This is a genomic window from Microbacterium sp. Leaf161 (genome assembly GCF_001423645.1).
Taxonomy (GTDB): Bacteria; Actinomycetota; Actinomycetes; order Actinomycetales; family Microbacteriaceae; genus Microbacterium; species Microbacterium forte.
The window spans coordinates 2,238,343-2,264,853 of sequence record NZ_LMOW01000001.1 but is presented as its reverse complement, the minus strand read 5'-3'; the positions used below and the strand labels follow the sequence as shown (position 1 = coordinate 2,264,853).

General features: G+C 68.6%; 24 protein-coding genes. 7 read left to right on the top strand and 17 right to left on the bottom strand.

The genetic code is table 11. The features are described from left to right. Nucleotides 1-4: 4 nt before the first annotated feature. Nucleotides 5-889, bottom strand: a complete 885-nt coding sequence (locus ASF87_RS10830) for a helix-turn-helix transcriptional regulator (RefSeq protein WP_042539264.1) — start codon at nt 887-889, stop codon at nt 5-7. Nucleotides 890-1,012: 123 nt separating this feature from the next. On the opposite strand from ASF87_RS10830, the gene ASF87_RS10825 reads away from it, so the two are divergent. After that, complete coding sequence (locus ASF87_RS10825) at nt 1,013-1,957, top strand: SDR family oxidoreductase (RefSeq protein ID WP_056375838.1); 945 nt, start codon at nt 1,013-1,015, stop codon at nt 1,955-1,957. A gap of 9 nt (nt 1,958-1,966) precedes the next feature. Here the strand turns inward: ASF87_RS10825 and ASF87_RS10820 are convergent, their stop codons facing one another. Then, a complete protein-coding gene (locus ASF87_RS10820; RefSeq protein WP_056375837.1) occupies nt 1,967-2,452 on the bottom strand; it encodes a hypothetical protein in 486 nt (161 codons plus the stop codon). A 41-nt stretch (nt 2,453-2,493) separates the two neighbouring features. Here ASF87_RS10820 and ASF87_RS10815 point away from each other — a divergent pair, with 41 nt between their 5' ends. Both ASF87_RS10815 and ASF87_RS10810 read left to right on the top strand, forming a co-directional pair. Next, on the top strand, nt 2,494-3,945 hold the full coding sequence (locus ASF87_RS10815) for a phytoene desaturase family protein (protein ID WP_056375836.1): 1,452 nt from the start codon (nt 2,494-2,496) through the stop codon (nt 3,943-3,945). Nucleotides 3,946-3,996: 51 nt separating this feature from the next. Next, nucleotides 3,997-5,040, top strand: a complete 1,044-nt coding sequence (locus ASF87_RS10810) for an ATP-dependent DNA ligase (protein WP_056375835.1) — start codon at nt 3,997-3,999, stop codon at nt 5,038-5,040. A gap of 3 nt (nt 5,041-5,043) precedes the next feature. On the opposite strand, the gene ligD is transcribed toward ASF87_RS10810, so the two are convergent. The 6 genes from ligD to ASF87_RS10780 form a co-directional block, all read right to left on the bottom strand. Then, on the bottom strand, nt 5,044-6,096 hold the full coding sequence (ligD, locus tag ASF87_RS10805) for a non-homologous end-joining DNA ligase (RefSeq protein WP_056375834.1): 1,053 nt from the start codon (nt 6,094-6,096) through the stop codon (nt 5,044-5,046). Nucleotides 6,097-6,136: 40 nt separating this feature from the next. Further along, nucleotides 6,137-7,261 carry an SseB family protein gene (locus tag ASF87_RS10800; protein WP_056375833.1) on the bottom strand — a complete coding sequence of 375 codons (1,125 nt, stop codon included), beginning with the start codon at nt 7,259-7,261 and terminating at the stop codon, nt 6,137-6,139. A gap of 26 nt (nt 7,262-7,287) precedes the next feature. Next, nucleotides 7,288-9,741, bottom strand: coding sequence for an ATP-dependent helicase (locus ASF87_RS10795; RefSeq protein WP_042539251.1), 2,454 nt, complete (start codon nt 9,739-9,741; stop codon nt 7,288-7,290). Nucleotides 9,742-9,898: 157 nt separating this feature from the next. Beyond that, entirely contained in the window at nt 9,899-12,754 is a 2,856-nt protein-coding gene (locus ASF87_RS10790; protein ID WP_056375832.1) for a lamin tail domain-containing protein, read from the bottom strand. A 127-nt stretch (nt 12,755-12,881) separates the two neighbouring features. Further along, entirely contained in the window at nt 12,882-13,901 is a 1,020-nt protein-coding gene (locus ASF87_RS10785; RefSeq protein ID WP_056375831.1) for an ABC transporter permease, read from the bottom strand. After that, the gene (locus ASF87_RS10780; protein ID WP_056375830.1) at nt 13,898-14,908 is read right to left on the bottom strand and encodes an ABC transporter ATP-binding protein; all 1,011 of its coding nucleotides are present in this window, start codon (nt 14,906-14,908) and stop codon (nt 13,898-13,900) included. The genes ASF87_RS10785 and ASF87_RS10780 overlap by 4 nt, the downstream gene beginning before the upstream one ends. A 98-nt stretch (nt 14,909-15,006) precedes the next feature. Here ASF87_RS10780 and ASF87_RS10775 point away from each other — a divergent pair, with 98 nt between their 5' ends. Continuing rightward, nucleotides 15,007-15,402, top strand: coding sequence for a YccF domain-containing protein (locus tag ASF87_RS10775; protein WP_056376459.1), 396 nt, complete (start codon nt 15,007-15,009; stop codon nt 15,400-15,402). Nucleotides 15,403-15,430: 28 nt separating this feature from the next. Further along, nucleotides 15,431-15,892: a hemerythrin domain-containing protein gene (locus ASF87_RS10770; RefSeq protein ID WP_157550056.1), complete on the top strand. Its 462-nt coding sequence runs from the start codon at nt 15,431-15,433 to the stop codon at nt 15,890-15,892. A 9-nt stretch (nt 15,893-15,901) separates the two neighbouring features. On the opposite strand, the gene ASF87_RS10765 is transcribed toward ASF87_RS10770, so the two are convergent. After that, nucleotides 15,902-16,888, bottom strand: a complete 987-nt coding sequence (locus ASF87_RS10765; protein ID WP_056376458.1) for a glycerophosphodiester phosphodiesterase family protein — start codon at nt 16,886-16,888, stop codon at nt 15,902-15,904. Nucleotides 16,889-16,975: 87 nt separating this feature from the next. On the opposite strand from ASF87_RS10765, the gene ASF87_RS10760 reads away from it, so the two are divergent. Together ASF87_RS10760 and ASF87_RS10755 are read left to right on the top strand one after the other, a co-directional pair. Then, nucleotides 16,976-17,902, top strand: coding sequence for a Bax inhibitor-1/YccA family protein (locus tag ASF87_RS10760; protein WP_056375828.1), 927 nt, complete (start codon nt 16,976-16,978; stop codon nt 17,900-17,902). 161 nt (nt 17,903-18,063) lie between these two features. Continuing rightward, the gene (locus tag ASF87_RS10755) at nt 18,064-18,336 is read left to right on the top strand and encodes a GlsB/YeaQ/YmgE family stress response membrane protein (protein ID WP_042539239.1); all 273 of its coding nucleotides are present in this window, start codon (nt 18,064-18,066) and stop codon (nt 18,334-18,336) included. Between the two features lie 78 nt (nt 18,337-18,414). On the opposite strand, the gene ASF87_RS10750 is transcribed toward ASF87_RS10755, so the two are convergent. From ASF87_RS10750 to ASF87_RS10715, 8 genes are all read right to left on the bottom strand, one after another. Beyond that, nucleotides 18,415-19,704 (bottom strand): RNA polymerase sigma factor, encoded by a 1,290-nt coding sequence (locus tag ASF87_RS10750; protein ID WP_056375827.1) that lies wholly within the window; start codon nt 19,702-19,704, stop codon nt 18,415-18,417. 1 nt (nt 19,705) lies between these two features. After that, entirely contained in the window at nt 19,706-20,134 is a 429-nt protein-coding gene (locus tag ASF87_RS10745; RefSeq protein WP_056375826.1) for a YciI family protein, read from the bottom strand. A gap of 113 nt (nt 20,135-20,247) precedes the next feature. Next, nucleotides 20,248-21,186, bottom strand: coding sequence for an L-lactate dehydrogenase (locus tag ASF87_RS10740; protein ID WP_042539233.1), 939 nt, complete (start codon nt 21,184-21,186; stop codon nt 20,248-20,250). 147 nt (nt 21,187-21,333) lie between these two features. Continuing rightward, on the bottom strand, nt 21,334-22,920 hold the full coding sequence (gene guaA, locus ASF87_RS10735) for a glutamine-hydrolyzing GMP synthase (RefSeq protein WP_056375825.1): 1,587 nt from the start codon (nt 22,918-22,920) through the stop codon (nt 21,334-21,336). Further along, the gene (locus tag ASF87_RS10730) at nt 22,917-23,387 is read right to left on the bottom strand and encodes a DUF3817 domain-containing protein (RefSeq protein ID WP_056375824.1); all 471 of its coding nucleotides are present in this window, start codon (nt 23,385-23,387) and stop codon (nt 22,917-22,919) included. The genes guaA and ASF87_RS10730 overlap by 4 nt, the downstream gene beginning before the upstream one ends. A 41-nt stretch (nt 23,388-23,428) precedes the next feature. Beyond that, nucleotides 23,429-24,406: a class I mannose-6-phosphate isomerase gene (locus tag ASF87_RS10725; RefSeq protein WP_056375823.1), complete on the bottom strand. Its 978-nt coding sequence runs from the start codon at nt 24,404-24,406 to the stop codon at nt 23,429-23,431. Further along, nucleotides 24,403-25,599: an ADP-dependent glucokinase/phosphofructokinase gene (locus tag ASF87_RS10720; RefSeq protein WP_157550055.1), complete on the bottom strand. Its 1,197-nt coding sequence runs from the start codon at nt 25,597-25,599 to the stop codon at nt 24,403-24,405. Before ASF87_RS10720 ends, ASF87_RS10725 begins: the two co-directional genes overlap by 4 nt. A 30-nt stretch (nt 25,600-25,629) precedes the next feature. After that, nucleotides 25,630-26,493: a ketose-bisphosphate aldolase gene (locus ASF87_RS10715; protein ID WP_042539225.1), complete on the bottom strand. Its 864-nt coding sequence runs from the start codon at nt 26,491-26,493 to the stop codon at nt 25,630-25,632. Between the last annotated feature and the right edge of the window lie 18 nt (nt 26,494-26,511).

Sequence of the window (26,511 nt, the reverse complement as noted above, 5' to 3'; positions counted from 1 at the left end):
GGAGTCAGCCCTCGGACTTCCCGCCTGAGGTGGTCGGTGAAGGATCGCCGACGAATCTCTGACCACCGATCACCGAGAGAAGCCGCAGCTTCTCGTGGCTCTCGCTGCCCGGCGCTGCGGTGTAGACGAGCAGGGAGTGCGACTGCTCCGGATCGACGAGCGTCTGGCACGTGAGCTCCAGCCGCCCGAGCTCGGGGTGCATGAAGCGCTTGGTGGCGCCGGGGCGGAGACCCACCTCGTGCTTCTTCCAGATGCGTCGGAACTCCTCGCTCCGATCGGTCAGAAGGTCCACATAACGCGCCGCTCGAGATCCCGGGCCCCGACGAGCGGCGATCTCTCGCAGCCCCGACACCCACAGCCGAGAGAGGAACGGGTGATCCTCCGGGTCGTAGATCGAGCGCGCGGAGGGGTCGGTGAACCATCGATATCCGATGCTGCGCGAAGGTCCGCGGAGTCCGACGAGATCCCCCACCAGGGCGCTGCCCAACGGGCTCTGACGCAGAGTCTCACCGAGTTCCGTGACCACCTCGGCGGGAGTGTCGTGCAGTCGATCGAAGATCCGCAGCATCCCCGGGCTCACATGGTCGCTCTCGGCACCCCGCGCCGGCGGCGTGTGACCGGCGAGGGCGAAGAGATGGTCTCGCTCTGCCAGTGAGAGGTGCAGTCCCTGGGCGATCGCCGCCACCATCTGGTCGGAGGGCTGAGGTCCGCGTTCCTGTTCGAGCCGCGCGTAGTAATCGGTCGACATGTGACACAGCGAAGCGGCTTCCTCCCGTCGCAGGCCGTCGGTGCGTCGCCGCTCTCCGCGGGCGAGCCCGACATCCTCGGGTTGCAGCGCCTCGCGCCTCGTTCTCAGGAACTCCGCGAGCCCCCGTCGGTCCACCGCCATGCGCTTCTCCCGCCGTCGACTCCGTTCTACCAGCCGGCCCCTCTGCGATCCACGGATCGACGATCCCTGGTTCGCACGGCGGACACGGGAGAGCATCGGAGCCGACGAGGAAGAAGAGAGAACATGCCACGCAAGAACGCAGAGCCGACCATCCCGCCGTTGCACGGCGCGCGCGCAGTGATCACCGGAGCAAGCGACGGAATCGGGATGGGAATCGCCACCCGTCTCGCCACCGCAGGCGCGGAGGTCGTGATGCCCGTCCGCAACCGGGCCAAGGGCGACGTGGCGATCGCACGGATCCGCGAGACGGCTCCGAATGCGCGCATCTCGCTACGGGATCTCGATCTCTCGTCGCTCGGCTCGGTCGCCGCACTCGCCGCCACGTTGCGAGATGAGGGAGAGCCGATCAGCATCCTCATCAACAATGCCGGAGTGATGACGCCCCCTGACCGCAGAACCACGGCGGACGGCTTCGAGCTGCAGTTCGGCGCCAACCATCTGGGGCACTTCGCGCTCGTCGGACGGCTGCTCCCCCTGCTCATGGCCGGCGCGGCCAGGGTCGTGTCGCAGATCAGCATCGCGGCCGACAGCGGAGGCATCAACTGGGACGACCTGCAGTGGGAGCGCTCGTACAACGGGATGCGCGCGAACAGCCAGTCCAAGATCGCGTTCGGGATGTTCGCGCTCGAGCTCCAGCGACGCAGCGAGGCCGAGGGATGGGGCATCGCCAGCATGCTCTCGCATCCGGGGGTCGCACCGACGAACCTGCTGGCCGCGCAGCCGGATCTCGGCCGCGCGACGCAGACGTCAGGGCGCCGCATCATCGACGCGCTCTCGCGCCGAGGCCTGATCGTCGGCACGGCCGAGTCCGCGGGACTTCCTGCGGTCTACGCGGCGACCTCAGCGGATGCCGTCGGCGGAGGGTTCTACGGGCCGTCGGGGATCGGTCACCTCGGCGGCCCGCCCGCACCTCAGAAGCTCTATTCGCGTCTCCGGGACGATGAGTCGGCCCGGAGGATCTGGGACGTGTCGCAGAAGCTCACCGGCGTGCCCTTCGAGGCACCGTGATCGCGGGCGTCAGTCGCAGCCGCAACCCCCGGCCGGCGTCTTCACCATGAAGCAGACGTCGCACACGCCGTAGTCGCGCTCGCTCGTCTTCGTCGCACGCTCGGCCTTCGGCGCCGCCGCGACTCGGGGAGTCGTGCTGCGCTTCGCCTTGACCGGAGCGATCGGACGGAACTCGCTCGGGTGGGTCACGAAGAAGTACGGAGCACGGCCTTCGCTCGGCCGCAGACGCAGGGGCGTGGAGCCGACGACGACGACCTCGTCTTCGGCGAAGCCATTGGTGTAGGTCTTGCCGATGTGCAGCGAGGCGCCCTCGCCGCGGCGGATCGCCTCGATGTAGCGGCCTCGGTCGATGTAGGACGAGATGCCGACGGCATCCGTGATCGCCGCGATGAACTCATGGTTCTCTTCGGCGATGCGGTGCGCTCGGAGCGCCTCCGCGAGGGTTCGGTACGGACGGGAGTTGCCTGTGGGGGTCGGGCCCTGAACTTCATTCATTTCCTCAAGGATCTCACGCCCGGGCATGGAAGACTGGCCGAATGGCACGAGCGACGATCATCGGCTCCGGACCGAACGGCCTGGCGGCGGCCGTGACCCTCGCCCGCGCGGGCTACGAGGTGCGCGTCCTCGAGGCGGCGCACACCATCGGCGGCGGCGTCCGCACGGCCGAGTCGACCCTCTCCGGCTTCCGCCACGACGTCTGCGCCGCGGTTCATCCGGCCGCGCTGTCGTCGACGTTCTTCCAGGCGTTCGGCCTCGCCGAACGGGTCGAATGGATCCTTCCCGACATCTCCTACGCGCACCCGCTCGACGGCGGCAGAGCCGGCATCGCCTGGCGCGACATAGAGCGCACCGCCGCGGCGCTCGGTGCCGACGAGCGTGCCTGGCTGTCGCTTCTGCGCCCGCTCAGCACACATGTCGAGGGTGTCGTCGACTTCACCGGCAATCAGATGCTGCGGGTTCCTCGCGAGCCGATCACGGCTCTCCGGTTCGCACTGCGGATGCTCGATCAGGGCACGCCCCTGGCCCGCCGCACCTTCCGCACCGAAGAGGCCGCCGGCCTGATGGCGGGCGTCCTGGCGCATGCGAACACTCCCCTCCCCTCCCTCGCCGGCGCAGCCGCCGGACTGCTGCTGGCCGCGCAGGCGCACGCGGGGGGATGGATGTACCCGCGAGGCGGTGCGCAGAACATCGCCGACAGCATGGTCGCCGACATCGAGGCCCATGGCGGATCCGTCGAGACAGGCGCCCACATCACCGACCTGGCATCCCTCGACTGGGGCGACCCCGCCCGCGGCGATCTGCTGATGCTGAACACGTCGCCCCGGCTCACCCTCACCCATCCCGACATCCCCGCGTCGTACGCGCGGGCGATCCGCAGCTATCGCTACGGACCGGCTGCGGCGAAGGTCGACTTCGCTCTCGACGGTCCCATCCCGTGGGCCAACGCAGAGGTCGGGCAGTCGCCCACCGTGCACATCGGAGGATCGGCCGCGGAGATCTGGAGGAGCGAGAACGCCGTCGCCCGTGGTCGCATCAGCGATCGCCCCTACGTGCTGTCCGTGCAGCCGTCGGTCTTCGATCCGAGTCGTGCGCCCGAGGGCAAGGCGGTGCTGTGGGCGTACATCCATGTGCCGCAGGGCTCCGACCTCGACGCCACCGAGCTCGTCACCCGTCAGGTCGAACGGTTCGCGCCCGGCTTCCGCGACCTCATCCTCGCCCACCACTCGGTGCCCGCGTCGTCGCGCGAGGCGATCAACCCGTCGGAGATCGGCGGAGACATCCTGGGCGGCGCCTTCACCATCCCGCAGGCGCTGCGCAGACCCGTGCTCGGCACAGCGCCCTGGCGCACACCGATGCGCGGCGTGTATCTCGCTTCGGCATCGACCCCGCCGGGTCCAGGGGTCAACGGCATGGCCGGGTGGCACGCTGCCCGAACGGCGCTGAAGGATGCGGGTGCCCGCGTCTCGCTCGGCGACCTCTTCGGCTGACATCCCGAAGTCCCCCTTCTACGGCAGCGCCGGCGCCGCCAGGATGGACCCATGCGCTACGAAATCCCCTCTCCCATGCTGGCGAAGGCGGCGGCATCCGTCCCGGACCCCGCGAAGACCACCGGCGGACTGCTGTTCGAGCCCAAGTGGGACGGATTCCGTGGGCTGATCGCCTGGGACGGCGAGACCGTCGAGATCGGCTCCCGCGGAGCGAAGCCTCTGACCAGGTACTTCCCCGAGCTCGTCGAAGCGATCCCCCGGCTTCTCCCGGGCCCGTGCCTGCTCGACGGCGAGATCGTCGTCGCCACGGGGCCTGAGGGCGCGCAGCGGCTCGACTGGGAAGCGCTGAGCCAGCGCATCCATCCCGCGGCCTCGCGAGTCGCCAGGCTGGCCGCAGAGACGCCCGCGATGTTCATCGCGTTCGACCTGCTGGCCGTCGACGATGAAGACCTGTCGAGCACCCCGTTCGCCGAACGGCGCGAGCGCTTGGAGACGCTGATGGCCGGGGTCGAGCATCCGTTGCACATCACGCGCACCACCCGCGATCGTGATGCGGCCGTGCGCTGGCTCGCGGAGTTCGAAGGCGCAGGCCTCGACGGAGTGGTCGCCAAGCCGCTCGATCAGCCGTACGCGCCGGGCAAGCGCACCCTGGTCAAGGTCAAACACGCCCGCACGGCCGACGTGGTCGCGCTCGGGTACCGTGTGCACAGATCCGGATCGGGGGTCGGATCGCTGCTCGTGGGCCTCTACGATTCCGACGGCACGCTGCGCCAGGTCGGCGGCGTGGCGGCATGGAGCGATGTGCGTCGGAGGGAACTCGTCGAGGAGCTCGCCCCGCTGGTGGAGCGCGACGATGCGGGCGATGCCGTCACCGGAGAGGGCGAGCGCTCGCGCTTCAGCGGATCGAAGGACGTGTCGTTCGTTCGGCTGCGACCCGAGCTCGTGCTCGAAGTCCGCTACGACCAGCTCGAGGGTTCGCGGTTCCGGCACACCGTGCAGTTCGAGCGCTGGCGCCCCGATCGAGACCCTCGCTCCTGCACCTACGATCAGCTCGAGACCGTGGCCGGATACGACCTGGCCGAGGTCATCGGCTGAGCCTCATTCGTCAATCGGGTCGCCGTTCGCGTCCCAGTTCGCCTCGACCTTCTTGCTGGGCTGCACACGCGGCGGCTCCCCCGGCATCTTCGGGAACTCGGGCGGGAACGACAGCTCGCCCAGCCCCGCCTCCAGGTCGCGCTCCCACCACTCCAGCAGGGTGTCGATGCGGCCCGGGCTGCTCTGCTTGCCCGCCCACGGGTCACCGATCTCGTCGAGTCGTTTCGGGATGCTGCGCACGGTGAACGCGGCGGGGTCGAGGCCGTCGAGCTCATCCCAGTGCACCGGCGTCGAGACCGTGGCTCCGGGAAGAGCGCGAGGGCTGTAGGCACCGGCCATCGTGCGGTCTCGGTTGGCCTGGTTGAAGTCGATGAAGACGCGTTCCCCTCGTTCCTCCTTCCACCAGCTCATCGTCACCTGCTCGGGCATCCGTCGCTCCAGCTCTCGGCCGGCCGCGATCACGGCGTGCCGCACGTCGAGGAACTCGTGCGTCGGCTCGATCGGGGCGAACACATGCAGCCCGCGGTTGCCGCTGGTCTTCACGAACGCGTCGAGACCGACCTCGCTGAGCACCTCTCTCAGCGCGTGTGCGGCGGGAACGGCGTCGACGAACCCGGTTCCCGGCTGCGGATCGAGGTCGATCCGCAGCTCGACCGGGTTGTCGGGGTCGGAGGCGAGCGACGCCCACGGGTGGAACACGATCGTGTTCATCTGCGCCGCCCAGACGATGGCGCTCGGTCGATTGAGCACGATCTGCGGATGCCGTCGCCCGCTGTTGTAGGTCACCGTGACAGCGTCGACATAGTCGGGCGTGCCCTTGGGCGGGTTCTTCGAGAAGAAGCCGTCGCTGCCGAGCCCGTCGCGGAAGCGCTCGAGCGAGACGGGACGGTTGCCGTTCGCCTCGAGGAACGGAGCACTCACGAGCTGGAAGTACTCCGCGAGCTCGGCCTTCGTGATGCCGTCCTTCGGCCACACCACCCTGTTCGGGCTGGAGAGCACGACCTCGCGCTCCCCATCAGGATCGATGACGGTCAGGGGCACGCGTTCTGAGGCCATGCTCCGACCCTAGGGGGCAGGTGCGACGCGCGGAAGCCCGTCAGTCGTCGATATCGATCGCCAGGATCAGCACGGAGGTGAGCGCCTCGCGCTCGACCACGATGCTGGGCCCGGCCGGGTCGATGATGACACCGGCCATATCGACGTGGCTGGACAGGATCTTCGCCAGCTGCAGCGGCTCGAAAGGCAGCGGTCGATCGCCGCGCCCGAGCGCGAGCACCTCGAGCGGGTGCGAGAACAGCTGGAGGAACCGCTTGCCGTCAGGCGTCTGCGCTTCGGCGATGCCGACCTGCCCGCCGGGGTTGCCCTCGTTGACGGCCACCCACATGCGCTTCGTCGCGAGCGCCTCGCCGACCTTGGAGGCAGAGTCCTGCTCGCGCGGTGCGGCGATGAGCGACTTGACGGTCATGTCGACATCCGCCTGCTCGAGAGCCTTCTGCAACAGCTCGGTCGGGAACACCACGCGGTGCGGTGCCGAGGCGTTATCGACGATGAGGCCGGCGAAATCTCCGGACACCACCTGCTGCAGTACCGAGGTGACCGGTTGTGCGACGGCCGATGTCGCCGTCGGGTCCTTCTCGAGCTGCACGGAGTCTCGCACGGCGGCAGCCGAGCTGAACGCCAGCATGAACTGGCGTTCACCATCGCGCACGACGGCGACCGCGAGGGGCTTGCCCTCACTGATCTGTGCCCGAGCATCGCCGTTCACCCGGATGTACATGTGGCCCTGCAGCGCCTGGCGGAGAACTCCGAGAAGCTGCTCGTTCGTCGCGCCCTGCTCGACCTCCTTGAGCGATTCGCGCAGCAGGACGTTGTCCTTCATGCCCGCGACGGTCTCGGTCTGCTCGGGCGGCAGCGCAGGTGCCAGCGGGAGCTTGCGCTCGGGCTCGGCCACGGGCGCAGGAGCGGGCGCCGCGGGAGCAGGCGCCGCAGTCGGTGCGGATGCCGCGGGAGCCGCGTCGGGATCGGGCAGCTCGACCTCGGGTCCGGCCTGCGCGCCGACACCGCGGAACGCCTGCACGGAGATCCCGATGGTGGGCGTGACCTCGGCGGCTTCGGAGGGTGTCTCCGCGACCTCCGGAGCGTCGACGACAGACTCCTCGGTCTCGGTGTGGTCGGCGACGACATCGTCAGCGGACTTCTTGCGGCGAGAGAACAGGGCCATATCAGCCAGCCTAACCCGCTACAGGGCTAGATCTTCTCGATCGGCGCGACCTTGATCAGCAGCTTCTTCTGGCCGGCGGAATCGAAACGCACGTGAGCGATGCGCTTCGCCCCCTCGCCCGTCACCGCGTCGACTCGCCCCTCGCCGAAGTCCGAGTGGCGGATGCGGTCACCGGCGGCGAGTTCGAGGTCGCCGTTGTCGCGCATCTTCGCCGTCACCCGGTTGGGGAACTTGTCCATCGCCGTGGACAGCGGCTTGAGAGAGTCGCGTCCTGGCAGCTGCTTCACCCCGAAGCGGTCGCCCGAACCGGAGCCGCCGAATCCGCCTCCCCTGCGTGCGTTGAGCGCGCGGGACTGCATGCCCCCGCGGGAGTTGACGTCGCCCGGCGACTGGCGCCAGTCGATGAGCCCGGCGGGGATCTCCTGCAGGAATCGGCTGGGCATCGCGACCGAGACCTCTCCGAACTGAGCCCTGGTCATCGCCAGCGACAGGTGCAGACGCTTGCGAGCGCGGGTGATGCCGACGTAGAAGAGTCGACGTTCCTCCTGCGGGCCGCCCGGCTCACCGGCCGAGATGCGGTGCGGGATGAGGTCCTCTTCGACGCCGGTCACGAACACCGCGTCGTACTCGAGCCCCTTCGCGGTGTGCATCGTCATCAGGGACACCGAGCCCGACTCGTCGTCGAGGTCGTCGGCGTCGGAGACGAGGGCGACCTCCGTGAGGAAGTCGACGATCGTCCCGTCGGGGTTGTTGCGGGCGAAGTCTCGTGCGACGGCGACGAACTCGTCGAGGTTCTCGACGCGCGCCTCGTCCTGAGGGTCGCGGCTCGCACGCAGCGCGTCGAGGTAGCCGCTCTTCGACAGCAGCACGCTGAGCCCGTCGGCGACGGCGGTGGGCGCGGGGACCTCGCCGGAAGCGGGGAGCATGATCTCGGTCGCTTCGGCCAGCACGGCATCGAGCTGGGCGATGCCGGCCTGGATCTTCGGGCCGAAGCCCAGCTGATCCGGCACCGAGAGCGCCTGGCGGAAGGTGATGTCATGCTCTTCGGCGAAGCGGGCGATCGCCGTCTCGGTGACGTCGCCGATGCCCCGGCGCGGCTTGTTGAGGATGCGTCGCACCGCCATCTCGTCGGCAGGGTTCGCGACCGCGACGAGATAGGCGAGCGCGTCCTTGATCTCGGCGCGCTCGTAGAACTTCGTGCCGCCCATGATTTTGTAGGGCACGGCCGAGCGGATGAAGATCTCTTCCAGGGCGCGCGACTGCGAGTTCGTGCGATAGAAGACCGCCATCTCGGAGTACGGCATTCCGGCCCGGTGCAGCACCTCGACCTCGTCGGCCACGAACTGCGCCTCATCGTGCTGCGAATACCCGGTGAAGCCGACGATCATGTCGCCGTCGCCCTTGTCGCTCCAGAGCTTCTTGTCCTTGCGGTCGAAGTTGTTGCCGATCACGGCGTTCGCCGCGGAGAGGATGTTCTGGGTGGAGCGGTAGTTCTGCTCGAGCAGCACGACACGGGCGCCGGGGAAATCGCGCTCGAACTCGCTGATGTTGCGGATGTCGGCACCGCGGAAGGCGTAGATCGACTGGTCGGAGTCGCCCACCACGGTGAGCGAGGCGCCCTCGAGCTCGGGAGTGGTCTCGGGCTCGAAGATCATCATGCCGTTGGAGGCATACGGGTCTGGGCTCTCGCCCGTCACGGGCCGCGTCAGCTCGTGGATGAGCGCGTACTGGGCGTGGTTCGTGTCCTGATACTCGTCGACGAGCACATGACGGAAACGACGGCGGTAGGTGTCGGCGACCTGCGGGAACGCACGGAACAGGTGGACGGTCTGCCCGATCAGGTCGTCGAAGTCGAACGCGTTCGCCTTCTGCAGCTGCCGCTGGTAATCCGCGAACAGCTCGACGAAGATCCGCTCGGCCGGGTCGCTCATGTTCGCCTGGCGTGCGTAGGCGTCGGCGTCCGACAGCTCGTTCTTGAGCTTCGAGATGCGCGACTGCACGGCTCCGGGGGTGAGCCCGTATGCGTCGGCCTCGTGCTGCTTGACCAGACGCTTGATGAGGGCGCGTGAGTCGCCCGAGTCGTAGATCGTGAACGACTTGGTGAACCCGAACTGCTGGGCCTCTCGGCGGAGGATGCGCACACAGGCGGAGTGGAAGGTCGAGATCCACATGCCCCGAGCGGCGTCGCCGACGATCGCCTCGACGCGCTCGCGCATCTCACCGGCCGCCTTGTTCGTGAACGTGATCGCGAGGATCTGGCTGGGCCAGGCCTCTCGCGCCCTCAGCAGCGAGGCGATGCGGCGGGTGAGAACGCTGGTCTTGCCGGAACCGGCGCCCGCGACGATCAGCAGCGCGGGTCCGCGATAGGTCACCGCCTCGAGCTGCTGCGGGTTGAGGCCGGCGAGGAGGTCGTCCTGTCCCTGCGCTCCCGTGGAGCGGGGGCCGACGGATCCGGGAACGATGAGGGGGGCTTCGGTCATGGCTCTATGAGTCTAGGCCGCGCCACCGACACTGCCGTCGGGCGGAAGTCCCGCAGGGACGACGAGGCATGGAACGCCCTCTCCGACGGTGCGCGCGAAGACGGCCTGGCGCACGAGTCATCGTGCACCAGGCCGTCCGTCGTGCAGGAGCGTCGTTTCAGGCCGAACGACGACGTCGGCGGGCGACCAGCGCGCCGGCGACGACGAGCATCAGCGCCAGCGAGATCATCGCGACGGGGACTTCGACGCCGGTTGCGGCGAGCCCGCTCGGGTCGGTGACGTGGTTGTCGTCGCCGGAGTTCTCACCCGGGTCCTCTCCCGGGTTCTCGCCGGGGTTCGCTCCCGGGTCCCCTCCCGGGTTCTCGCCGGGGTTCTCGCCAGGGTTCTCGCCGGTGACCCCGGGGAGGGTGCCGACGCGCAGCGCCTCCGAGGCGAAGCCGTCGGCGAACCACCAGACCGGGCGCTCACCGTCGACCGACAGCGAGGCCGGAGCCGTCGCGAAGCCCTCGTTGTTGATGTCCGGCATGCCGGCGGGGCGGGCGAAGTGCGCGAGTCCGGGCTGGGCCGTGCCGTTCAGCGTGATCTGCGCCGACTGCCCCTGGCAGCCGTCATCGCAGACCGCCCACAGCACGTCGAGCACGCTGTCGTAGTCGAGCGCCATGACGCCGGCGAGTCCCGGTGCGATCTCCGAGACGAGGGTCGCCTGGCCGTCAGCGCCGAGCGCGAACGCGTAGACGTGGCCGTTGTCCTCCACCGCTACGAAGAACAGACCGTCACCGTGACCGGCATAGTCTGCCGGGTCGTAGGCCGAGCCGCTGTTGACATCGAAGAGCGCGCCCTCGAGCGCGCTGTCAGGCACCCACTGCACCGCCTCCATGCCGAGGTTCGCTCCCACGGCAGGAAGCAGCGCGGTCAGATCCCACTCCTGCTCGGCGACGAGATCACCGGCAGAGGCCTCGGGATCGACCTTGAGGAGGGTGTTCTGGTTCACGCCCTTGGCACTGTTGTCGCGCTCCGAGGCGACGTAGACCGCCCCGTCGCCGTCGACGGTGATGCCCTCGGTGTCGGGGCCTGCGGCGCCCGGCTCCGAGGCATCCTTCTGGAACCGCACGCGCTTGCCCGATTCCCAGCCGGGGATCTGCGAGAACGAGCCGTCGGCATGGGCCTCGAGCTTCCAGATGCGTCCGTCACCGTTGTCGACGGCCCAGAGGAACGATCCGTCGGCGGTCTCCTGCACGTCGAGCCCCGAGCTGTCCTCGAGGAAGGTCGGCGCGGTGTCGAGCACCCGGACCTCGGCAGAACCCGGCCAGGGAGAGACCTCGATATCTCCTGCACAGGTGTTGGCCTGGCCCTTGGTGCTCTCCGCGGTGGCGGCGAATGCGCCGGTCGCATCAGGGCAGCGCCCCCAGGTGGTCGCGGCGTGCCCCGCACCCCAGGTGGTCGAGTCGACGAGAAGACCGCCGTCGAACACGCGCACGGTGTCGCCGTCGCCCAGACCGAAGCCGAGGTCGGCACCCTCGATGACGAGGTGTCCGCCGGCGCTGATGGTGGTGCCGGCCAGGATCGCGTAGGAGTGCGTGTCGTCGTCGTCCTTCACGACGATGCCGGAGACATCGAGGTCGGATGCCGTCGGGTTGACGAGCTCGACCCAGTCACCCGGCGAGCCGCCGTCGGACTCGACCTCGTTGATGCGCACCGCGTTGCCGCACGCGTTGTGCTGCCCCTTGGTCGAGACCGCGATGTCGATGAAGTCGCCGCTGCCGTCTGCGCAGCGGGCGAGGACGCCTGCCGCGTGCGCGTCGTACACGTGCTCGTCGACGACGTTGAGGTTCGCGTCGCGCACGGTGACCGTGTCGCCGTTGCCGAGGCCGAAGACGAAGTCCGTGGGCTGGTCGAAGACGAAGTACGCGCCCGGTTCGAGAACCGTTCCCGCAGGCAGCGGAGTCGCCTCCGCGGCGTGACCGACCGGATCGCCGTCCATGAGCGTCCAGCCGGACAGGTCGACCGCAGTGCTGCCGGAGTTCACGACCTCGACCCAGTCGGTCGCGTCGCCGTCGGACTCGATCTCGTTGATGACCACATCGGGCATCACGCACGAGTTCGCGCCGCCCATGGTCGGGTGGGCCAGCACGAAGGCGCCCTCGCCGTCAGGGCAGCGTGCGAGAGTCGCGGCAGCGGCGTCGCCGTCGATCGCCGCGTGGCCCTCCCACGGAAGAGTGTCGTCGATCTGCGCGCCGACGGCGTCGAACAGTCGGATGCGGTCGGCGCTGCCGATCCCGATCGGGTCGCGGAACGCGGTCTCGGCGCCGTCGACGAGGCCGATCGTGCCCTCCTCGACCACGAGGAATCCGCCGGCGGCGATCTGCGTCCCCGGCAGGAACTGCCAGCGGTGGTCGTCCGAGTTGTCGCGGATCTCATAGCCGGAGATGTCGAGCGCGGCGTCTCCGGAGTTGTGGAACTCGACCCAGTCCGCGGGTTGCGAATCGACCTCGTTGATGACGATCGAACCGCCGACAGGGGCGTCCGGGGCGAACACGTTGGCTGCGCCCTTCGTGGACTCGGTGGTCTCGGCCCACTCGACCGTGCCCGCCACCTCGCGGGCACCCCAGGTGACAGCGGCGTGAGCGGTCCAGGCGGTCTCGTCGACGAGGGTCGCGCTCGGGTCGAACAGGCGGACCTGGTCGTCCTTTCCGAGACCGAAGGCGAAGCCGCCGACGCCGTCCGCTGCCTCATCGAGCACGAGGTGGGCGCCGGGTTCGACGAGGGAACCGTCGGGGAACACATACGACTCGTCGTCGCCGTCGTCCTTCACGACGAAGCCGCTCAGATCGACGACGGCGTCGGAGGTGTTGACGAACTCGATCCAGTCTCCGGGAACGCCCCCGCTGGATTCGACTTCGTTGATCCGGATGCCGAGTTCGGCTCCGGTGGCGGCGAGGGGCACGGCGAGCAGAGCGGCAGCGCTGAGCGCGCAGACCGTCGTGACCGCAGCCGCGGATTTCAAGCGGGACATGGGGCTCCTGGGGGAATCAGACGGGTATGACTCCACATCAGCGATGCCGCATGGCCGCCCGACGACCCGCAGGTGCACGGATGGTGAACGAGCGGTGGCGGTTCACATCCGAGCAGCGCGTCGCCGGTCAGGCGATGCGCGTTCCCGGAGGCAGCCGCTTGGCCGGCGTCCGGGTGCGCGACCACGCTCCGGCGAAGAGCCCGCCGGCGATGAGGATCTGCACGCCGAGGCCCACGAACCAGCTCGGGACCGTGCTGGCGATGATCTTCTCGGGGGTCGGATACTCGAACACCTCGTTGGAGCACTCATCCCACCTCTGCTCGACCGGCGGCTGCTGGGCCGTGCGGACCCCGAGCTTGATCTGCCCGAACATGTCGACGGGGTAGCCGTCAGCGTTGAACTCGGTCGGTGTGGCGTCGGCGAGGACCACGAACGGGTTCGCGGCGAGAACCCACCAGACGTAGTCGAAGCGCGGAACCTCCTGCGTGTAGGTCTCCCAGGAATCGCAGTCCACGATGCCGTTCGCGTCGTACGGACGGCTCTGCTGCTCGACGTCGGTCCGCACCGCCAGGCCGCCGAGCGCGAACACGACCAGAGTGCCGATCGTGAGCCCGGCGACCACGAGGTACGTCGTCGCGACGGAGAAGAGCGGGCGGGCGATCAGGCCGCTCAGCCCGACACCGATCGCCGCGACGACGATGATCTCCACCACGAGCACCAGCAGCGAGACGAGCAGCACCACGGCATTCGCTCCGCCGCCCAGCAGCGAGATCGCCAGGAAGGGAATCGCGACGATCAGGAACGCGAATCCCGTCGCGACCGCGGCGGCGAGCTTGCCGAGCATGATGTCGCCGGTCGAGGCGGCCGTCACCTGGACGGCCGCCAGGGTCGCGGCGTCGCGATCCCCGTTGATGGCGTTGCCGCTGAGCGTGGGCGACACGAGCACGACGAGCAGGAGCACCATGTTCACGACGATCGAGAAGACGCCTGCGCCGACGAAATCGGCCCAGGAGTAGACCGCGAATGCGAGCACGGTGACGCCGAGAAGGAGCACCCCGAAGATTCCGAGGAGCACGTACCAGCCGACGCTGCGGAGTCTCTGCGTCAGTTCGAGACGGGCGATGATGCGGATGTTCGAGATGCTCATGCGCCTGCCTCCCCGTTGTCGGTCGCTGCGGGTGGGGAGGGCGGCGCCGTCGGAGGAGCCTGCGCCGCAGATCGCGCTGCGGCCGCAGCCGGGTCGTTCAGGGTGAGGAAGGTGTGCTCGAGCGCGCTCTGCGCGGGGGCGAATTCCGAGATCTGGAGACCCGCCTGCACCAGGGAGCGCAGGCCCAGTGCGGCCGCCTCCTCGGAGTCGAAGCCGACGAGCACTCCCCCGCGATCGGCTCCGAGCGATTCGATCGGCAGCCCGAGGGTCTGAGCCACCTGCCAGGAGTCCGCGTTCTGACGTGCGGCATCGGCCCCCAGCAGCCGGACGCGCCAGGCACGCCCCGTCGACTGCCCCGGCGCGGCATCGACCACCGAGCCCGCGACGAGGAACACGGCGTCGTCGACGACCTCCTCGAGCTCCGACAGGATGTGACTCGAGATCAGCACCGTGCGTCCTTCGGCAGCGAAGCTCCGCAGCAGCGTCCTCAGCTGGATGCGCGCCTCCGGATCGAGACCCGATGCGGGCTCGTCGAGCAGCAGCACCTGCGGATCGTGCACGAGCGCGCGGGCGAGGCCGAGCTTCTGCTTCTGGCCGCGCGACAGCACTTTGGCCGGAGAATCGGCGAGATCTCGCAGACCGACGAGCTCGAGCAGCTGCGCCGCCCGGGCGGCTGCGTCCGGCACCGGGATGCCATACAGCCGTGCCGTCGTCGTGATCGTCTCGCGAGCGGTCAGCGACGGCCACGCGCCGAGGGCGTCCGGCATCCACCCGAGCAGCCGTCTCGCCGCGAGCGCGTCCTCCGACGGGTCGACTCCGGCGATGCGGATCGTCCCCGCGTCCGGAGCCAGGAGCGACGCGAGCATCAGCAGCAGCGTGGTCTTGCCCGCACCGTTGGGGCCGACGAGTCCGGTCACCCGCCCTGGCTCGGCGCGCAATGTCGCGGAGCGCACCGCCCGCACGCTCCCGAACGATCTGCTGACACTGTCGACGATGATTCCGGTCATCGGGGCAGTCTCGCATCTGTTCTCGCCGGATCACGGGAGGCCGAAACGGATACACAGCGAATCGGCAGATGTTCAGGCTGCGGTGCGAGGATCGAGACGTGCGAACGATCCTCAACATCATCTGGCTGATCTTCGCCGGATTCGGTCTCTTCCTCGGCTACATGCTGGCGGGCATCCTGCTGTGCATCCCGATCGTGACGATCCCCTGGGCCATCGCCTCCTTCCGCATCGCCCGCTACGCGATCTGGCCGTTCGGACGCGAGATCGTCAGCAAGCCGACCTCGGGAGTCTGCTCGTTCCTCGGAAACGTGCTGTGGGTGATCCTCGCGGGTTGGTGGCTGGCGATCGGCCACATCGTCTCGGGTCTGCTGCTCTGCGTCACGATCATCGGAATCCCGATGGGCATCGCCGACTTCAAGATGGTGCCCGTCTCGCTCATGCCTCTCGGCAAGGAGATCGTGTCTCGCAAGGGCGCATTCGACCGCACCCTCTGACGTCGACGCCGGTCCTAGACTGGCCGGGATGGATGCCGATCGCCTGATCGCCTGGGACGAGGAACTGCGCCGGGCCCACACCCGACTCCGAGCGGCCCTGGAGGCGACGCGAGCGGCTCTCGACGAGGGCGACGACCGCCCGGATGCCGCCTCCGATCTCGCCCTCTTCTGCATCGGCTTCTGCTCCGCGCTCGACGGCCACCATCTGAGCGAGGACCGCGCCCTGTTCCCGGCCCTGCGTGCGGAGCACCCCGAACTCGGCGACGTGATCGACAAGCTCATGCAGGATCACTCGATGCTCGCGCACCTGCTCGGCGCGCTGCGGACCGCCGTCGAGGACGGCGAGAGGGCCGAGACGATCGAACGGCACCTCGGCGGTGTCGCCGCGATCATGGAGCCGCACTTCCGATTCGAGGAGCGCGAGATACTGGCCCCGCTGCGCGCACTGCATCTCGATCGCGCGGTGCCGGACGTGCTCGGCCCGCTCTGAGCACGCCGCTCAGTCTCGGAAGAACCCGACACCGAGATCCGGATGGTCGACGAACACCCCGTCGACCCCGGTGCGCGCGATGACTCCCCACTCGGCCTCGTAGTCGCCGTACGCGCTCTTGCCCCCACCTGCACGGAACTCCGACGCCAGGAACCTGTTCTCGGGCCGACAGGTCCACGTGAAGACCGTGAGCCCCCTGGCATGGGCGTCTTCGACGATCGTGTTGCCCCGCGCGAGGAGCATCCGCTTGTCGACGCTGATGCCGTCGACAAGCCCCGCCCACCCGTCGAGGCCCTGGGCGGTGACGGCGTCCTTGTACGTCTGCCCCTTCGACCCGTGTGCGACGAAGAGGTCGTATGGTCGCCCCGCGGCCTCGATCAGGTAGACGTAGGATGCCGCGACACCGCGTTCCTTGAGCTGCGCGAGCACCGTGGATTCGAACGACTCCACGATCAGCGGCAGCTCTCCGTTCGCCCACCCCGCGGCGCGCAGATCACGGTCGATGAGCGGCGCGAGGGCGAGGCCGATCCCCGCGAAGTACGTGGCGTGCTTGACCTCGAGCACGACGCCGATCTCGCGCCCGTGCTCGACCGACCCGGCGCGCACGATGTCGAGCACATCGGTGAGCCGCAGAATGGCCTGCGAGCCGTCGAAGGTCGCGCTCGACAGCCGCACCTCCGGCAGTCGTTCGCGGCTGCGCAGCGTCGAGAGCTCCTCCCATGTGAAGTCCTCGGTGAACCAGCCGGTCAACGCCTGACCGTCGACGCGCTTGGTCGTCTTGCGGTCGGCGAACTCCGGGTGCTCCGCGATGTCGGTGGTCCCCGAGATCTCGTTCTCGTGCCGCACGACGAGCACGCCGTCCTTCGTCGCCACCACATCGGGTTCGACCGCATCCACCCCCATCGCGAGGGCGAGCTCGTAGGAGGAGCGACTGTGTTCGGGACGGTAACCGGGCGCACCGCGGTGCCCGATCACGAGAGGCGATTTCCTGGGCACGCTCTCAGCGTAGGACACCCTGATGACCCGGCATTCCGGGTATCGTGGAGGAAAGCGACCCACAACCCACTTTGGAGTGAGGCCCACATGAGCAACTTCGCCTTCAACAACCCGGCGTTCCAGCAGCAGGATCCGCGCAACGTCGCGACCTACCCGGGTGCGCCGCAGGGCGCTCAGGGTGCGCAGGCCGCGTCGCTCCAGCACGGAGCGATGGATGCCGCCGCCAACGCGCAGCTGGAGGGCATGTACGCCGCTCCCCCCGCTGGCGCGATCGAGACCGACCGCATGTCCGTCGAGGACACCGTCTGGAAGACCGCCGGACTCTTCGCCATCCTGCTCGTCACCGCCGCCGTCGGCTGGTTCGTGACGCTCGGCGGCGTCGTCGCCCCTGAGCAGAACCCCTACGACCGGTTCCAGCCGAACATGCTGCCCTGGATCGTAGGCGCGCTCGGCGGCTTCGTCCTCGCCATGGTGATCTCGTTCACGTCCCGCAAGAAGGTCCGCCCCGCGCTGATCTTCGCCTACGCGGCGTTCGAGGGCCTCTTCATCGGTGGCATCTCGGCGTTCTTCGAGGTCATCTGGCCCGGCATCGTCGTCCAGGCGACGCTCGCCACGGTCTCGGTCGTCGGCGTGACGCTGGCGCTCTTCGCGAGCGGCAAGATCCGCGCGTCGAAGAAGGCCACCAAGATCTTCATGATCGCCATGGTCGGCTACCTGGTCTTCTCGCTGCTCAACCTCGTCCTGATGTGGACGGGCGTGCTGCCCCAGGGCCAGGCCTTCGGTCTCTACAGCGCTGAGATCATGGGCATCCCGCTCGGCCTGATCATCGGTGTCCTGGTCGTCATCATGGCCGCCTACTCGCTGGTGCTCGACTTCGACCAGATCCAGCAGGGCGTGCGCAACGGCGCTCCCCGCAAGTACGGCTGGCTCGGCGCCTTCGGCATCATGGTCACGGTCGTCTGGCTCTACGTCGAGATCCTGCGCATGATCGCGATCGTCCGCGGCAGCAACTGACGCGAATCGCTTCGCCGTAAGGTCCGCCTCCCCCTGGGAGGCGGACCTTATTGCATATCTGGGGGCCGCAGCGCAAGGGGTTGGCTGATAATCAGCTGGGAGGGCACTATGGGTAACACGAGCCCTGGCACCCCGGGGCTCACGAAATAAAGGAGCTGAACATGAGCTTTCTCGGATTCCTTCTTCTCGGCCTCATCGCCGGAGCAATCGCAAAGCTGATCCTGCCCGGAAAGCAGGGCGGCGGATGGCTCATCACGCTGCTGCTCGGCGTCGTCGGCGCCTTCCTCGGCGGCTGGCTCGGAAGCCTGATCTTGAACCGTCCTCTGACCGAGTTCTGGGACCTCGGCACCTGGCTCCTCGCCATCGGCGGCTCGATCATCGTGCTGCTGATCTACGGCCTGGTCGTCAACCGCGGCAGCAAGGCCCGCAGCTGACACACCGCAGTACCGGAACCGCCCTCCTCTCCAGCGTCGCTGGAGAAGGGGGCGGTTCTCTGCGTATGGGGGCTGTGCTCAGCGCCGTTCGGCCTTGGCCCGCAGTAGTGCGCGCTCTCGATCGTTGCCCGCGAGCGACGCTGCCACCGCGAATTCGCGGCGAGCCTCGTCGTCGCGCCCGAGCCGCAGCAGCAGCTCAGCCCGCGTGGCGGGAAGAAGGTGGTACCCCGCGAGCGCGCCCGAAGATGCGAGCCGGTCGATGATCTGCAGGGCCGAGGCCGGCCCCGTCGCCATCGCGACGGCCGCCGCACGATTGAGTTCGACCACGGGCGACGGAGCGATGCGGCCGAGCGCCTCGTACAGCACCACGATGCGATCCCAGTCGGTCTCGTCGATAGATGCGGCGACCGCATGGCATTCGGCGATGGCGGCCTGAAGTCCGTACGGGCCACGACCCGCGCCGAGGACGTCCGCAGCACCCAGGGCTGCGCGCCCGCGGGCGATGCGTCCGCGATCCCAGCGACGACGATCCTGATCGGCGAGAAGCACGGGGTCGCCGTGCGCGTCCACCCGGGCGGGGAATCGGGCCGCGGTCAGCTCCATGAGGGCGACGAGGCTGTGAACGTCCCGCTCGCGGGGCATCAGAGCCGCCAGCACGCGTGCGAGTCGGATCGCCTCGAGGCTCAGCTCAGGGCGCATCCAGTCGGGCCCGCTGCTGGCCGCATGGCCCTCGTTGAAGATCAGATAGAGCACGCCCAGGATCGCTCCCAGTCGTGCCGTGTGCTCTTCGCGAGGCGGCATCTCGAAAGGGACGTTCGCCGCCGCGAGGGTCTTCTTGGCCCGCACTATGCGCTGCTGCACGGTCGCCGTCGGCACGAGGAAGGCCCGGGCGATCTCCTCGCTCGACAGGCCGCCCACGACGCGCAGGGTCAGCGCCACCTGAGCTTCGCGCGAGAGCACCGGGTGGCACGAGATGAAGATCAGCCGGAGCACGTCGTCATCGACGGCATCCGGGTCCCAGGGGGGTGCGTCTGCCGCCTCGGCCTGCTCCCGCTCGAGGTCGTGGGCGAGCACGGCCATGCGGTCGTCCAGCCGTTCCCGGCGGCGCCAGCCATCGATCGCCCTGCGCTTCGCGACCGCCGTGAGCCAGGCGGCCCCGTTGCGAGGCACACCGTCGACGGGCCACTGCTGCACAGCATCGAGCAGGGCCTCCTGCGCGAGGTCCTCTGCAAGGCCGAAGTCACCCACCACGCGCGTGAGCGTCGCGACGATCTTCGCCGATTCGATGCGCCACACGGCGGCGACGGCTCGCCGCGCACCCTCATCAGGTGCGGAGCGAGCCGCCTCGCGGTGGTCGGAGTGGGTCATCTCACTGCTGTGCGCGACGCGCCTCCTCCTCTTCGCGCCAGCCCTTCTCCTTCTCGATCCACTCGTTGTCGGCCGGGAAGTCCGACTCATCGGTCACGCGTCGCACCTCGAGGAACGACCCGGGTCCGAGCGGCGCCCTGCTCGCCCACTCCGCCGCCTCTTCACGACTCGAGACCTCGAGGATCCAGAAGCCGTTGAACAGCTCCTTCGTCTCTCCGTAGGGCCCGTCGGTGATCAGCGGCGTCTCGGCGCTGAAGTCGACGACGAATCCCTCAGCGGCGTCGCTCAGGCCCTCGCCTGCAGCCAGCACGCCGGCCCTGATCATCGACTCGTTGTACTTGCCCATGGCCTCGATGACCTGCTCGAACGGCATCTCCTTGTACGCCTCGACCGCTTCGTCGTTCGAGCGCATGATCAGCATGTACTTCATGGTGTTCTCCTTGGTGGTGGGGCCGCCTGTCGACCCTCTCATTGAAGACGTCGAACGGGGATGCCTCAGGTCGACATCGTGCCGAAAAAACTTCGAGAGTCTCTCGAGGCCGATCAGCCGAGTTCCTCGACCGCCACGCGGATCGCGTCGGCCGAGGCCTGCAGAAGGGCTTCCTCGTGGTCGCTCATCGGTGTCTCGGCCAGCGGAACGGCGCCCGCCGCGCCCACGACCGACGGCACCGACAGAGCCACTCCGTGGATGCCGTACTCGCCGTCGAGCACCGTCGCGACCGGAAGAACGGCACGCTCGTCGTGCAGCACGGCCTCGGCGATCCGGGCGCAGCTGACGCCGATCGCGAGGTTGGTCGCCCCCTTGCCGCGGATCACGGCATACGCCGCGTCGCGCACCTCGATCGCGATGCGGTCGAGCTCCTCGGTGGTGAACGGCTCGTCGGCAGGCCAGTCCAGGATCGGCACCGACCCGATCGTCGCGTTCGACCACAGCGGGAACTCGGTGTCGCCGTGCTCCCCCACGATGTCGGCGTGCACGCTCGCGGTGCTCACGTTCGCGCGATGCGCGAGACGCCAGCGCAGACGCGAGGTGTCGAGCACCGTGCCCGAGCCGAACACCCGGTGGGGCTCAAGCCCCGAGACGCGCTGCGCCACGACCGTCATCACGTCGGCGGGGTTCGTGACGATGATGAACACCGCGTCCGGAGCGCGCTCGACCAGCTGTGGCATCAGCGTCTCGAGCAGTCGCGCATTGATGCCCGAGAGCTCCATGCGGGTCTGCCCGGGCTGCTGCTTCGCCCCCGCCGTCACCACGATCACGTCGCTGCCCTCGACGACGGCGAGATCAGAACCGCCGCTCACCGCCGCCGACGTGAACTGCGTGCCGTGCGCCAGGTCGAGCACCTCGGCGTCGACCTTGTCCGTCGCGATGTCGTAGAGCGCGACTTCGGCCGCACTCCCCCGGATCAATGCGGCATAGGCCACGCTCACCCCCACGCTGCCTGCACCGATAACCGTGATCTTCGTCCGTGCCTTGGTCATACGCTCATCCTGCCCGAAATACCGCGAACGGGCACGGACCGCGATGGTCCGTGCCCGTTCATCGTCATGCGAGCGAAGCGCTCACTCCCACTCGCCCGCCGGCGCGGTCGAGTGCCACCAGCGCCTATGCGAGCGGGAGCTCCTGCGTCACTCCCACTCGATGGTCCCCGGCGGCTTCGACGTCACGTCGAGCACGACGCGGTTGACGTCGCGGACGCCGTTGGTGATGCGGTTCGAGATCTTCGACAGCACGTCGTAGGGCAGGCGCGTCCAGTCGGCCGTCATGGCGTCTTCGCTCGACACCGGGCGCAGCACGATCGGGTGGCCGTAGGTGCGGCCGTCTCCCTGCACACCCACCGAGCGCACATCGGCGAGCAGCACGACGGGGCACTGCCAGATGTCCTGGTCGAGGCCGGCCTTGGTGAGCTCCTCACGCGCGATCGCGTCGGCCTCGCGGAGGATCTCGAGGCGGTCCTGTGTGACCTCGCCGATGATACGGATGCCCAGGCCGGGTCCGGGGAACGGCTGACGGCCGACGATCGCCTCGGGGATGCCGAGCTCGCGGCCGATCGCGCGCACCTCGTCCTTGAACAGGGCCCGCAGCGGCTCGATGAGCTCGAAGTCGAGGTCGTCGGGCAGCCCGCCGACGTTGTGGTGCGACTTGATGTTGGCCGTGCCCGCACCGCCGCCGGACTCGACGACGTCGGGGTACAGCGTGCCCTGCACGAGGAACTTGACCGGCGCGCCGCCCGAGGCCTTCGCCTCGGCGACGAGGTCGAGCTGCACCTTCTCGAAGGCGCGGATGAACTCGCGACCGATGATCTTGCGCTTCTCCTCGGGGTCGGTGACGCCCGCGAGGTGACCGAGGAAGACATCTGCCGCATCGACCGTGATCAGACGCACGCCAGTGGACTCGACGTAGTCCTTCTCGACCTGCTCGCGCTCGCCCTTGCGCAGGAGGCCGTGGTCGACGAAGACCGCGGTCAGCTGGTCGCCGATCGCCTTGTGCACGAGGGCGGTCGAGACCGCCGAGTCGACGCCGCCGGAGAGCGCTGAGATGACGCGGGCGTCGCCCACCTGCTCGCGGATGCGCTCGACCTGCTCGGCGATCACGTTGCCGCTGTTCCAGTCGGATGCGAGACCCGCGCCCTTGTGCAGGAAGTTCTCGATCACGCGCTGGCCGTGGTCGGAGTGCTTGACCTCGGGGTGCCACTGCACGCCGTAGAAGCCGCGCTCCTCGTTCGCGAACGCCGCGACCTTGGTCGCATCGGTCGTGGCGAGCACGTCGAAGCCCTCCGGTGCCTTGGCGACCTGGTCGCCGTGGCTCATCCACACGTTCTGCTCGGCCGGCTGGCCGCCGAGCAGCGTGCCGCCGTCACCCGAGACGACGGCATCCGTCGCGCCGTACTCGCGGAGGCCGGTGTTCGCGACCTCGCCGCCGAGGGTCTGCGCCATGTACTGGAAGCCGTAGCAGATGCCGAGCGTGGGCACGCCGAGCTCGAAGACCGCGGGGTCGAGGCGCGGAGCGCCCTCCTCGTAGACCGACGACGGACCACCCGAGAGGATGATCGCGACCGGGTTCTTCTCAGCGATCTCGGCGGCCGTGGCGGTGTGCGGCACGATCTCGCTGTAGACGCCGGCCTCACGCACCCGACGGGCGATCAGCTGCGCGTACTGCGCGCCGAAGTCGACGACGAGCGTGGGGCGCTGCTGGGTCTCGGACTGTTCGGTCACCGGACACCTTCCGTGGCAGGGGCGGGGGCCGAGGCGGCCTCCCTCGAAGCGAGGTAGGCCTTGACGTCGCAAGCGACGATGGCCTCCATGAAGAACGACAGCAGCGGGATCACGCCGCCGAGCGCGAGCAGGATGAAGCGCAGGAACGGCCAGCGCATGAGGCTCCACATCCGGAAGCACGCGAAGAGGTAGACGACATAGAACCAGCCGTGCGCGACGAGGATCGAGAGCGAGATGTTGAGTCCGTCGCCGGTCGATTCGAGGCCCTCGGGCCCCTCGACCACCGGTGCGAACCACAGCAGACCGCCGGATCCCCCTGCGAAGAGCTCGAGTCGGATCGGCGTGTACTTCAGCACCATCTCGGCGACAAGCAGGAGCAGCATGACTCCGGTGATGATCGACGCGATCTGGTAGAACTTCAGCGCACCACGGATCGCCGGAAAGCTGGCGACTTTCGGTTCGGGCATGACTCCAGTCTACCCGGGCGGAATCCGCGTCGATTCCGGCGTCAGGGCGTCGGTGGGCGCGCCACGAGCAGCTCGCCGACTCCGGTCGCGTCGAGTGCTCCGGCCGCGTGCGGAACGACGAGAGTGGCCCCCGTATGGTGCTCGACGCCTCCGATCACGACGTCGCCCGCGCTCACGATCAGGACCGAGAAGCCCCGGTCGATGACGGTCGGGCCGTCGATGGGGACACGCTCGAGACGGAAGTACTCGTCGGCGGGGTGAGGGAAGACCGAGTCGGATACCGGAGCGGGGCCGATGAGCTCTCCGAGGTCGCTGCGCGACCGCCCCCTGCGGTTCACCGCGGCGAGCGCGACCTCGAAACCGAGTCCGAGGTGACCGACCGCGGCTCCGTCGATCGCGTAGTCGTGCCACTCGAGGAGGATCGAGAGATCCTCGGGCTGCTGCAGTTCGAGCAGCAGGATGCCGGCGCCGATGGCGTGCAGCTCACCCGGGGGAACCCAGACGACGTCGCCGGGGTGGACGTCCACCGCGTGCAGCAGGCCGAGCAGCGCCGCCGAGTCCTGCCGATCGACGAGGTCCGCCAGCACGTCGGCCGCGACGTCGTCTCGCAGTCCGACGTGCACCGTGCCGCCCTGCAGGATGTACCAGGCCTCCGCCTTGCCGTGTGCGGTACCGAGGTGCGTCGCCGCGAAGTCGTCGTGCGGGTGCGCATGCACCGGCAGGCGTTGCCCCGCGTCGAGGAGCTTGACCAGCAGGCGCGTGTCGGCGCCCCACCGTGCGACGTGGCGCTCACCCAGCCACGCGATCGGGTCGTCGGCGACCGCCTCTCGCAGCAGCCGCCCGTCGGGGAGTCTGGTGAGTCCGACGAGCGCCTCGCCGTTGACCGTGGTCGTCGACGCGATCCAGTCCTCGGGTTCGCGGGGTGCGGAGGCCCGCTCTCCCCGTAAGCCGCTGATGCGCGCTCCCCCGCGGTAGAAGCGCTCGGCCGGTCGGTTCGACGGCAGCAGGATCGGATTCACTCGGTCTCCCTCGATCGCACGGCTCCGGCGAGGAATCCCCCGACGAACGTGTCTCCGAGGCCGACCGTGGTCGGCGACGCGACATCGAGCGAGAACGCCGCGACGCCCACGGCATCGGGCAGCGCATCCTCGACGGCGGCGACGAGCGCCTGCCCTCCTTCGTGGCGGGGCAGGGCTGAGGTCTCCTCGACGTCGCGTTCGGTCAGCCGGTCGCCCATGCGGTAGCGGGTGGCGGCGACACGCACGGCGCTGTCGAGCGCGGCACGGTGCCGACCGGCATCCGGCCCTGTCGCGATCGCCCAGTAGCGCGTGTGCACGACCAGGGCGCGCGCAGGGATGATCATCTGCGCTTCGTGGAGGGCTCGGATGACGTCGGACTGGTCGAGCAGATTCACCGACCGGCCGACGTACTCCTGCAGCTCGTCTTCGTTCATGCCGTAGACGTCGATCTGCGGCAGCAGGCGAGCCCGGACCGTCTCGGCGAAGCTCCGAGTGTAGAAGCCCGCGTCTTCGTAGTAGACGAGGGAGTCATCGGGCAGGCTCTGCATCGCCGTTCGCACCTCGGCGAGCCGGAGCTCGAGCAGATCATGATCCTGCATCGTGTTGAACCCCGAGACGAGGAACACCCCCGCACCCGCGAGCGCGTCGGCGAGGTCGGGCGCCAGCAGCATGCGCCGATTCGGCGGGTCGTTCGCGAAGATCAGGCGGTTGGGCGCGGGCGACAGGACGTCGCCGTCTGTGAGCCGCACGTGCGCGCCGACCGGGTACTGCACGATGAGGTGCGGATCGAGGGTGTCCTCCGTCGCCGAGCAGATGTACGACACCGACTCCGGAAGCAGCCGGCGCACGTTGTCGTCGATGCTCACCAGGTGCTGCACGCTCGGGATGCCGAGGGCATCGAGCACGAGACCGGCTCGCACCCCGGTGCCTCCGAGCGTGATCGTGTGCGCGAAGTGCGACACGAACGCCTCGATCACCTCGGACGAGGCGACAAACCGCTCCGCCCCGGTTCCCGAGGCGACGAACGCGAGCACCGCCACCAGCAGCGAGCGTTCGTCGATGATCGGCGCCGTGGTCGTCAGTTCATGCCGACGCACACCGTGCGCGTGCGCCAGCCTGTCGAACACCGACGAATCCCACGTGAGCTCGTAGTCGACTGTCCCGCCGAGTCCGAGTACGAGCGTTCTGTCCACGTCGCCGATCATCCTTCCGAGGTCCGAGGTTCAGTACAGCGACGCCTTGCCGTCTGCGCCGAACAGGTCGATCTTCTCAGCAGCCGTGGCCTTCATGGCCTCGAGGGCCGCCGGCTGGATCGCGTTGGGTTCGCGCAGACGCTGATCGGTGCCGAGGATCTCGCGCATGCGGTTGTGGTAGGACACCTTGATGTCGCTCGAGATGTTGATCTTGTTGACGCCCAGCTCGACGGCGCGGCGGAGCTCGGCATCCGGGTTCGAGGAACCGCCGTGCAGCACCAGGGGGATGCCGACCGCGGCCTTGATCTCCTCGAGCAGATCGTGACGCAGCTCGGGGTTCTTGTCGCTCGGGTAGAGGCCGTGCGAGGTGCCGATCGCGATGGCGAGGCTGTCGACGCCGGTCTCCTCGACGAAACGCACCGCGTCTTCCGGGTTCGTGTAGATGATCTCCGCGGCACCCGACTCGCCGTAGCTGTCGTTGGCGCCGATCGTGCCGAGCTCTCCTTCGACCTGGATCCCCACGGCATGAGCCGCATCGACGACCTTGCGGGTCAGCGCCACGTTCTCGTCGAACGGCAGCAGCGAGGCGTCGATCATGACCGAGGTGAAGCCGGCCTTGATCGCGGTGATGATCTGCTCGTAGCTGCCGCCGTGGTCCCAGTGGATCGCGACGGGCACGCTCGATCGGTGTGCGCGGGAGTGCATCGCCGCGATCAGATCGGTGGTGATGTGAGACACCTCGTCGGGGTGGATCGCGATGATGACCGGGGCGGCCTTCTGCTCGCTGATGTCCATGACCCCGTTGAACATCGCCCAGTCGCTGATGTTGAACGCCGGGATGGCGAAGTTGTTCTCGTTGGCGACATCGAGGATGGATTTGCCGGTGTAGAGCACGTGTTTTCTCCTGTTTCG

Excerpts from the sequence above, each read along its gene's own strand:
- ASF87_RS10830 (WP_042539264.1), bottom strand. The coding sequence starts at position 889 with ATGGCGGTGGACCGACGGGGGCTCGCGGAGTTCCTGAGAACGAGGCGC.
- ASF87_RS10825 (WP_056375838.1), top strand. The coding sequence starts at position 1,013 with ATGCCACGCAAGAACGCAGAGCCGACCATCCCGCCGTTGCACGGCGCG.
- ASF87_RS10820 (WP_056375837.1), bottom strand. The coding sequence starts at position 2,452 with ATGAATGAAGTTCAGGGCCCGACCCCCACAGGCAACTCCCGTCCGTAC.
- ASF87_RS10815 (WP_056375836.1), top strand. The coding sequence starts at position 2,494 with ATGGCACGAGCGACGATCATCGGCTCCGGACCGAACGGCCTGGCGGCG.
- ASF87_RS10810 (WP_056375835.1), top strand. The coding sequence starts at position 3,997 with ATGCGCTACGAAATCCCCTCTCCCATGCTGGCGAAGGCGGCGGCATCC.
- ligD (WP_056375834.1), bottom strand. The coding sequence starts at position 6,096 with ATGGCCTCAGAACGCGTGCCCCTGACCGTCATCGATCCTGATGGGGAG.
- ASF87_RS10800 (WP_056375833.1), bottom strand. The coding sequence starts at position 7,261 with ATGGCCCTGTTCTCTCGCCGCAAGAAGTCCGCTGACGATGTCGTCGCC.
- ASF87_RS10795 (WP_042539251.1), bottom strand. The coding sequence starts at position 9,741 with ATGACCGAAGCCCCCCTCATCGTTCCCGGATCCGTCGGCCCCCGCTCC.
- ASF87_RS10790 (WP_056375832.1), bottom strand. The coding sequence starts at position 12,754 with ATGTCCCGCTTGAAATCCGCGGCTGCGGTCACGACGGTCTGCGCGCTC.
- ASF87_RS10785 (WP_056375831.1), bottom strand. The coding sequence starts at position 13,901 with ATGAGCATCTCGAACATCCGCATCATCGCCCGTCTCGAACTGACGCAG.
- ASF87_RS10780 (WP_056375830.1), bottom strand. The coding sequence starts at position 14,908 with ATGACCGGAATCATCGTCGACAGTGTCAGCAGATCGTTCGGGAGCGTG.
- ASF87_RS10770 (WP_157550056.1), top strand. The coding sequence starts at position 15,431 with ATGGATGCCGATCGCCTGATCGCCTGGGACGAGGAACTGCGCCGGGCC.
- ASF87_RS10760 (WP_056375828.1), top strand. The coding sequence starts at position 16,976 with ATGAGCAACTTCGCCTTCAACAACCCGGCGTTCCAGCAGCAGGATCCG.
- ASF87_RS10755 (WP_042539239.1), top strand. The coding sequence starts at position 18,064 with ATGAGCTTTCTCGGATTCCTTCTTCTCGGCCTCATCGCCGGAGCAATC.
- ASF87_RS10750 (WP_056375827.1), bottom strand. The coding sequence starts at position 19,704 with ATGACCCACTCCGACCACCGCGAGGCGGCTCGCTCCGCACCTGATGAG.
- ASF87_RS10745 (WP_056375826.1), bottom strand. The coding sequence starts at position 20,134 with ATGAAGTACATGCTGATCATGCGCTCGAACGACGAAGCGGTCGAGGCG.
- ASF87_RS10740 (WP_042539233.1), bottom strand. The coding sequence starts at position 21,186 with ATGACCAAGGCACGGACGAAGATCACGGTTATCGGTGCAGGCAGCGTG.
- ASF87_RS10730 (WP_056375824.1), bottom strand. The coding sequence starts at position 23,387 with ATGCCCGAACCGAAAGTCGCCAGCTTTCCGGCGATCCGTGGTGCGCTG.